At 32.1% G+C, this 6997-nt stretch carries 6 protein-coding genes; 2 read left to right on the forward strand and 4 right to left on the reverse strand.

Translation table 11 applies throughout. The features are described 5' to 3' along the window. Positions 1-191 precede the first annotated feature (191 nt). A complete protein-coding gene (locus ACTG3S_RS04130; protein WP_439128109.1) occupies positions 192-1283 on the forward strand; it encodes a fatty acid desaturase family protein in 1092 nt (363 codons plus the stop codon). Between the two features lie 25 nt (positions 1284-1308). Further along, positions 1309-2496 (forward strand): pyridoxal phosphate-dependent aminotransferase, encoded by a 1188-nt coding sequence (locus ACTG3S_RS04135; RefSeq protein WP_439128110.1) that lies wholly within the window; start codon positions 1309-1311, stop codon positions 2494-2496. Between the two features lie 293 nt (positions 2497-2789). Here ACTG3S_RS04135 and ACTG3S_RS04140 read toward each other — a convergent pair whose 3' ends face one another. The 4 genes from ACTG3S_RS04140 to ACTG3S_RS04155 all read right to left on the reverse strand — a co-directional run. After that, complete coding sequence (locus ACTG3S_RS04140; protein WP_439128111.1) at positions 2790-3005, reverse strand: hypothetical protein; 216 nt, start codon at positions 3003-3005, stop codon at positions 2790-2792. A 209-nt stretch (positions 3006-3214) separates the two neighbouring features. Then, positions 3215-5119: a cell division protein FtsZ gene (gene ftsZ, locus ACTG3S_RS04145; protein ID WP_439128112.1), complete on the reverse strand. Its 1905-nt coding sequence runs from the start codon at positions 5117-5119 to the stop codon at positions 3215-3217. A 104-nt stretch (positions 5120-5223) separates the two neighbouring features. Further along, positions 5224-6558 carry a cell division protein FtsA gene (gene ftsA, locus ACTG3S_RS04150; RefSeq protein ID WP_439128113.1) on the reverse strand — a complete coding sequence of 445 codons (1335 nt, stop codon included), beginning with the start codon at positions 6556-6558 and terminating at the stop codon, positions 5224-5226. Positions 6559-6564: 6 nt separating this feature from the next. Beyond that, positions 6565-6997 (reverse strand): cell division protein FtsQ/DivIB (locus ACTG3S_RS04155; protein WP_439128114.1); only part of this gene is annotated, 433 nt, incomplete at its 5' end.

Raw genomic sequence — 6997 nt, forward strand, 5'->3', positions numbered from 1 at the left:
CCTGCAATTTAGAAAATTGTTGAATTTGGATTTCTGTTAAATTTTTAAAATATTTGTGAATAATATCCATAAATTATTATTTTTAGAAATGCAAAAGTAGTTATTTGTAAGCAAACAATTCTAAACAAAAACTGACGTTTATCATATATAGCAAAATTAAATAGGTTATTTTTGCAGAATTAAATTTATACATGAATACAATAAAATTTCCAAGAGTAGATAAAGCAAAATTCTTTAGAACTCTAAACAAAAGAGTAAATACGTACTTTAAAGAAAATAACATTAAAAGAACGGGTAACTGGAGATTGTACACAAAAGCAATCTTGATGTTTTCGCTGTTTTTAGTTCCTTTCATTCTAGTTTTAACAGTTTCTATGCCCCAATGGACCATGGTTTTATTAATGGTTTTAACAGGAGTTGGTATGGCAGGTGTTGGCATGAATGTAATGCATGATAGCAATCACGACTCTTTTTCTAGCAAAAAATGGGTAAACAAATTAATGGGAAGTAGTATTTACATTCTTGCAGGCAATGTGTATAATTGGAAAGTACAACATAATGTATTACACCATACGTTTACAAATGTAGAAGGTCATGATGAGGATATTGATGCTGGTAGAGTTATCCGTTTCTCACAACATTCTAAATGGTTTCCTATTCATAAAATACAAAAATATTATTCTATATTTCTATATGGTTTATTAACCATAAACTGGGCAATCACTACAGATATCAAACAAATGCGTAGGTATTTAAAAAAGAAGTTATCTTATGGTAATTTTCCGAACCCAACCACAGAATGGACCAAATTAGTAATCTCTAAAATTGCTTATTATGCACTTTGGATTGCATTACCAATACTAGTTTTAGACATTGCTTGGTGGAAGGTATTAATCGGCTTCTTTGTAATGCATTATACAGCAGGTATGATTTTAAGTTTGGTTTTTCAATTGGCACATATTGTACCTAAAACAGAAATGCCAATACCAGATAAAGATGGAAATTTAGAACACACTTGGGCAGTCCACCAACTGTACACGACTTCTAACTTTGCCCCTAGTAATTGGTTGGTAAACTTCTATACTGGTGGTTTAAACCATCAAGTTGAACATCATATTTTTCCGCACATTTCTCACGTACATTACAGCAAATTAGCTAAAATTGTAAAAGAAACTGCCATAGAGTTTAACTTGCCATATAATGAGTATCAAACTACAAGAAAAGCCATTATAGAGCATTTTAGACATTTAGGCGTTTTAGGGCAAAACCCAGAAATAGCATAAAAACAAACACAACTAACAGTAAAAAATGACACATCCATTATCGGACAGAATTAACAGCTTACCAGCATCTGCTACATTAGCAATGGCTGCAAAAGCGAGAGAGTTAAGAGCAGAAGGCAAAGATATTATTGGTTTAAGTTTGGGCGAACCAGATTTTAATACACCAGATTTTATAAAACAAGCAGCTATAGATGCTGTAAACGAAAATTACAATGCATACACACCTGTAGATGGGTATGTAGAGTTAAAAGAAGCTATTTGCACAAAGTTTAAAAGAGACAACAATTTAGAGTACAAACCTAGTCAAATTGTAGTTTCTACAGGTGCAAAACAATCTATTGCCAACGTAATGCAAGTGTTGTTAAACCCTGGCGACGAAGTTTTACTACCTTGTCCTTATTGGGTAAGTTATTCTGCAATTGCCACTTTATGTGAAGCAAAATCGGTTGAAATTCCATCAACCATAGAAAACAACTTTAAAATTACACCGGCACAATTAGAAGCTGCCATCACACCAAAAACAAAGTTAATTTTATTCAACTCGCCTAACAACCCAAGTGGTATCATTTATACCCAAGAAGAGTATGAAGCATTGGCGAAAGTGTTAGAAAAATATCCACAGATTTATGTAATGTCTGATGAAATTTACGAGCACATTAATTATGGTACAAAACCTTTTAGTTTAGCAGCTATAGAAAGTTTGTACGACAGAACAATTACTGTAAATGGTTTGGCAAAAGCCTTTGCTATGACAGGTTGGAGAATTGGTTACATTGGTGCACCAGAATGGATTGCCAAAGCATGTACTAAAATGCAAGGGCAAATTACTTCAGGAACCAATTGTATTGCTCAAAGAGCAGCTATAACAGCAGTTTTAGCGCCAATTTCTAAAATACAATACATGGTAGATGAGTTTAAAGCCAGAAGAAGTATTGTTATTGATTTACTAAAAGAAATAGACGGTTTTAAGGTAAATGTGCCAGATGGTGCTTTTTATGTTTTTCCAGATATTTCTGCTTTCTTTGGCAAAACTATACAAGGTGTAACTATTAATAATGCTAGCGATTTTGCTTTGTTTATTTTAGAAAAAGCAAATGTTGCCACAGTTACAGGTGATGCTTTTGGAGCGCCAAACTGTATCCGAATTTCGTATGCAGCCTCTGAGTTACAAATTAGAGAAGCTATTAAAAGAATTAAAACTGCTTTAAGTTAATAACTTCATAGCAATTAATGTCAAACAGAGCTTGTCGAAGTTTTATTATTAACTTGAACAAGCGCAAACAGACAAATAAAAACTACAAATCCATCTTTTTTAGATGGATTTTTTTTGTGTTGAATATATTAGAGATTATATGTATTTGGGCGTGCCCTTTCAGGTCAGGCTTTCCGTACTCGCTTCCCGCAAAAAAGCGGGAGAGCTCAAACAATACTTCAATCCTTCACGCAGATGCATTTAAATACTTTTAGATTTGTTGTAACGTTTTTCACTTTTAAAGTTAAAATTTCTTAAAAAGAAATCATCACCAAAGCAATTACAAAAAGTGAAACTCTTAATAAAGTTGCTGTTTGGCTTTCTATACGCGAAGAGTGATTCGAGATTAAAGATTTTACTTTAGAGATCGATTTCTCTTTTTCTAAAAATATACTATTCTTAATTTCTTGTTTGTAAGACGATGTTAAAATTCCTCTTTCTTCTACTTGTGTTGTTGTTAAATATTTCATGGTGTTTTGTTTAATTGATTACATAAAGAAGACGATACTAAATTAGAATTGTTACACTTTTAAAATTCAAGAAAATATAAAAAAAGTAGTTTTTCTAGCATTGATGGTTTACGACAATTAGAAAAAAAAATAATTTTTTTTTCTAAAAAACAAAAAACCACATCTATTATGGATGTGGTTTTTAGTCATTTAGGGGTAAAATGCAGTGTCTAGTCTACATTATCATGTAAAAAAGAATTGTTAGATTTAAAATCTAAATCATTATCATCTTTTCTAATTGCTGTTTTAGATTTGCTTATGGGCGTATCTACATTTAAGTCTAAACCTTGTCTTTTATATGCAGGCTGTTTTTCAATCTCGTCTACATTTTTATTCATTTGGTCGTTAAACTTATAGTTAAAACCCTTCATTTTTCTGCGTCTTTCTGCAGCTCTTTGTTGTAATTCAGAAATGGTTAAATCTAAAGGAGAAACTTCCTCACTCGTAGTTTCTATTGCGTTGATGTCTTTTACAGGTTTTGCTGTTTTTAGTTCAAATTTAATTTCTTCTTCCTCTGCAACTTCCTTTTTTTCTGTAATATGAGAACTTTTACCAATGGTTGGTTGCGCATCAAAATCTTGCAAAACATACCTAGTTTCTGCGGGTGCTTTTATTTCTTCCTCCTCTATTACTTCAATACTATTAACATTAACAGACTTTTCTTCTTCTAAAGAGAATTTATGTTCTTCTTGTTTTTTATCTTCATTAGGAGAGTTTAAAGGCAAATCAAACAACAAGTCTGTTTGTAATTCTTTAGGTTGTTCTACTACTTCTTCTACAACAGGGGTTGTATCTGTTATAATGAAATCATCTTCAGTTTCTTCTATAGAAAGATCATCAAAAACAACTACTGTGTTTGCAATTGTGTCTGAAGTTGGTATCAAATCCATTTTAGGAGTTGATGGTTTTACCTCTTCTTCTGTTTTAAAATCTTCTAAAGTATGTACAATTTTTTCTTCATCGTTTTTAGCAATTGGTTGTTCTAACGTAGGAGCTTTCGAAATTGTTTTTTCTTCGAAATTATACGTTGCTTTTTGCTCGTCTTCTAAAGTATGTACAATTTTCTTTACCTCTGTATTGGTAATAGAACTTTGTTGATCTGCTGCAAAACCAGTAGCTACAATAGTTACAGAAATTGCTTCTCCTAATTGCTCATCTTCTCCAATACCCATTATAATATTTGCATCATAACCAGCTTCATCTTGTATAAAATCGTTGATTTCTCCAATTTCATCTAAGGTTACCTCATTAGAACCAGAAACAATTAATAGCAGTACATTTTTAGCGCCTGTAATTTTATTGTCATTTAATAATGGTGAATCTAAAGCTTTTACAATGGCATTTTTTGCTCGGTCTTTACCTTCTTCTTTTGCAGAACCCATAATTGCAGTACCACTATTAGAAAGTACTGTTTTAGCATCGTGTAAATCTATATTTTGTTTATAGTGATGTGTAATTACTTCTGCAATACCTTTAGAGGCTGTAGATAAAACTTCATCAGCTTTAGAAAAACCAGCTTTAAAGCCTAAGTTTCCATAAACCTCCCTTAGTTTATTGTTATTAATTACAATTAAAGAATCTACATTCTGGCGCAGTTGGTCAATTCCTAATTGTGCTTGTTTAGAGCGCATTCTACCTTCAAACTGAAAAGGCATGGTTACAATACCTACAGTTAAAATATCCATATCTTTTGCAATTTTTGCAATAATTGGTGCTGCTCCAGTACCTGTACCACCACCCATACCAGCAGTAATAAATACCATTTTTGTTTGGGTATTTAACATTTGCTGAATTTCCTGCATGCTCTCTTTAGCTGCTTGTGCACCGATTTCTGGATTTGCACCTGCACCTAAACCAGAGGTTAAGTTGGCACCTAATTGTATTTTATTAGGTATTGGACTGTTTTCTAATGCTTGAGCATCGGTATTACAAATTACAAAGTCTACACCTTTTATGTGTTGCGTAAACATGTGATTTACTGCATTACTACCTCCACCACCAACACCAATTACCTTTATGGTATTAGATTGTGTTTTTGGCATGTCAAATGAAATGTTATCAAATTCTGCGCTCATAATAACTTTCTTATTTTTTTAGTTGTTTGATATTATTTTTAATTCTTTACTTAAAACTTATAAGTAAAACTTTTTCTTTTCAATTTTTAACGCTTTCTATTGCTTTATTCTGCGTTGTCTAAAAAATCTTTTAATCCTTCTGTAAATTTCTCAAAGAACGATTTTTTCTTTTTTACTTTTTTAGGCTCTTCTTCTTGTGGTTGCTCGATTTCGTCTTCTGTAGAAGTATTTTCTTCAACTTCTTCTACTACCTCTTCTTCTGGTTCTTCTTGTTTGGTCTCTCTTTCTAAACCTTCCATTAACAAACCAACGGCTGTTGCAAAAGATGGGCTCGATAAAAGATCATCAGAATCACCTGCTAAATGTTCATTGGGGAAACCAATTCGAGCATCCATACCTGTAATATATTCTACTAACTGACGCAAGTGCTTTAATTGTGCACCACCACCCGTTAAAACAATACCTGCAATTAATTTACCTTTGGCTGTTTCGTGTCCGTAATTTTTAATTTCTAAATAAACTTGCTCAATAATTTCTTGCACTCTTGCATGAATAATTTTAGACAAGTTTTTTAGTGTAATTTCTTTCGGTTCTCTTCCTCTTAAACCAGGTATAGAAACAATTTCTGTTTCTTTATTTTCTCCTGGCCACGCAGAACCAAATTTTATTTTCAATAATTCTGCTTGTTTTTCTATGATAGAACAACCTTCTTTAATATCGTCTGTAATTACATTACCCCCAAAAGGTATCACAGCTGTATGTCTAATAATACCATCTTTAAAAATGGCCAAATCTGTAGTACCACCACCTATATCTATTAAAGCTACACCTGCTTCTTTTTCCTCTAAACTTAATACTGCAGATGCAGATGCTAATGGTTCTAAGGTAACATCACTCAACCCTAAACCAGCACTTTTTACACAACGACCAATGTTTCTAATAGAAGACACTTGCCCAACCACCACATGAAAATTGGCTTCTAAACGTCCACCATACATACCAATTGGTTCTTTGATATCTGCTTGAGAATCTACTTTAAATTCTTGTGGTAAAACATGTATAATTTCTTCACCTGGTAACATAACCAACTTATGCACTTGATTTACCAAATTTTCTATATCTAACTCATCTATAACCTCATCTGCATTGTTTCTTGTAATATAATCTGAGTGATGCAAACTTCTAATATGCTGACCTGCAATACCCACAACTACCTCTTCTATTTTTAGGCCAGAAACACTTTCTGCTTCGTCTACAGCTTGTTGTATAGATTGTATGGTTTGCGTAATATTACTTACTACACCTCTTTTAACACCTAAACTTTTGGCTTTACCTATGCCTACAACCTCAATTTTATTGTATTCGTTTTTACGACCAATCATGGCAACAATTTTGGTTGTACCAATATCTAAACCAACAGCTATTTTATTGTTTTCCATTTTGATTTATTTTGTGCACACAACTTGGTTGTGATATTTTACTGTAATTGTTTTATAATTCTGAATCGTTTTATTTTTATATGTTGTATTATAAAACGCTATTAATTTTTTAAATTTTATTTCTGTGTCTTCTAATTTGCCAAAATCTATTTTGTAATCTCCACTTCTTACAGAAAAAATAAATTCATTTTCGGCAGATTTGTGGATACCAACAATTTCTTTTTTAAAAAAATCATCTTTTAATAATCCTTTTACAAAAGGTAATATTTCTTTAATTTCAACAGCTGATTTTACGCCAGAAATCAACAAAACTCTTGCCGAAAAAACATTCGACAAAGGCACTTTTACCCCCTGTTTATCAATATAATAAGAACTATTTTCTAATACAATTCTTGCAATAGGTTCACGTTGTTTTACTACTGTTTTTAGCGTACCATTA

The sequence above is a fragment of the Polaribacter sp. genome, from assembly GCF_965656025.1.
Lineage (GTDB): Bacteria > Bacteroidota > Bacteroidia > Flavobacteriales > Flavobacteriaceae > Polaribacter.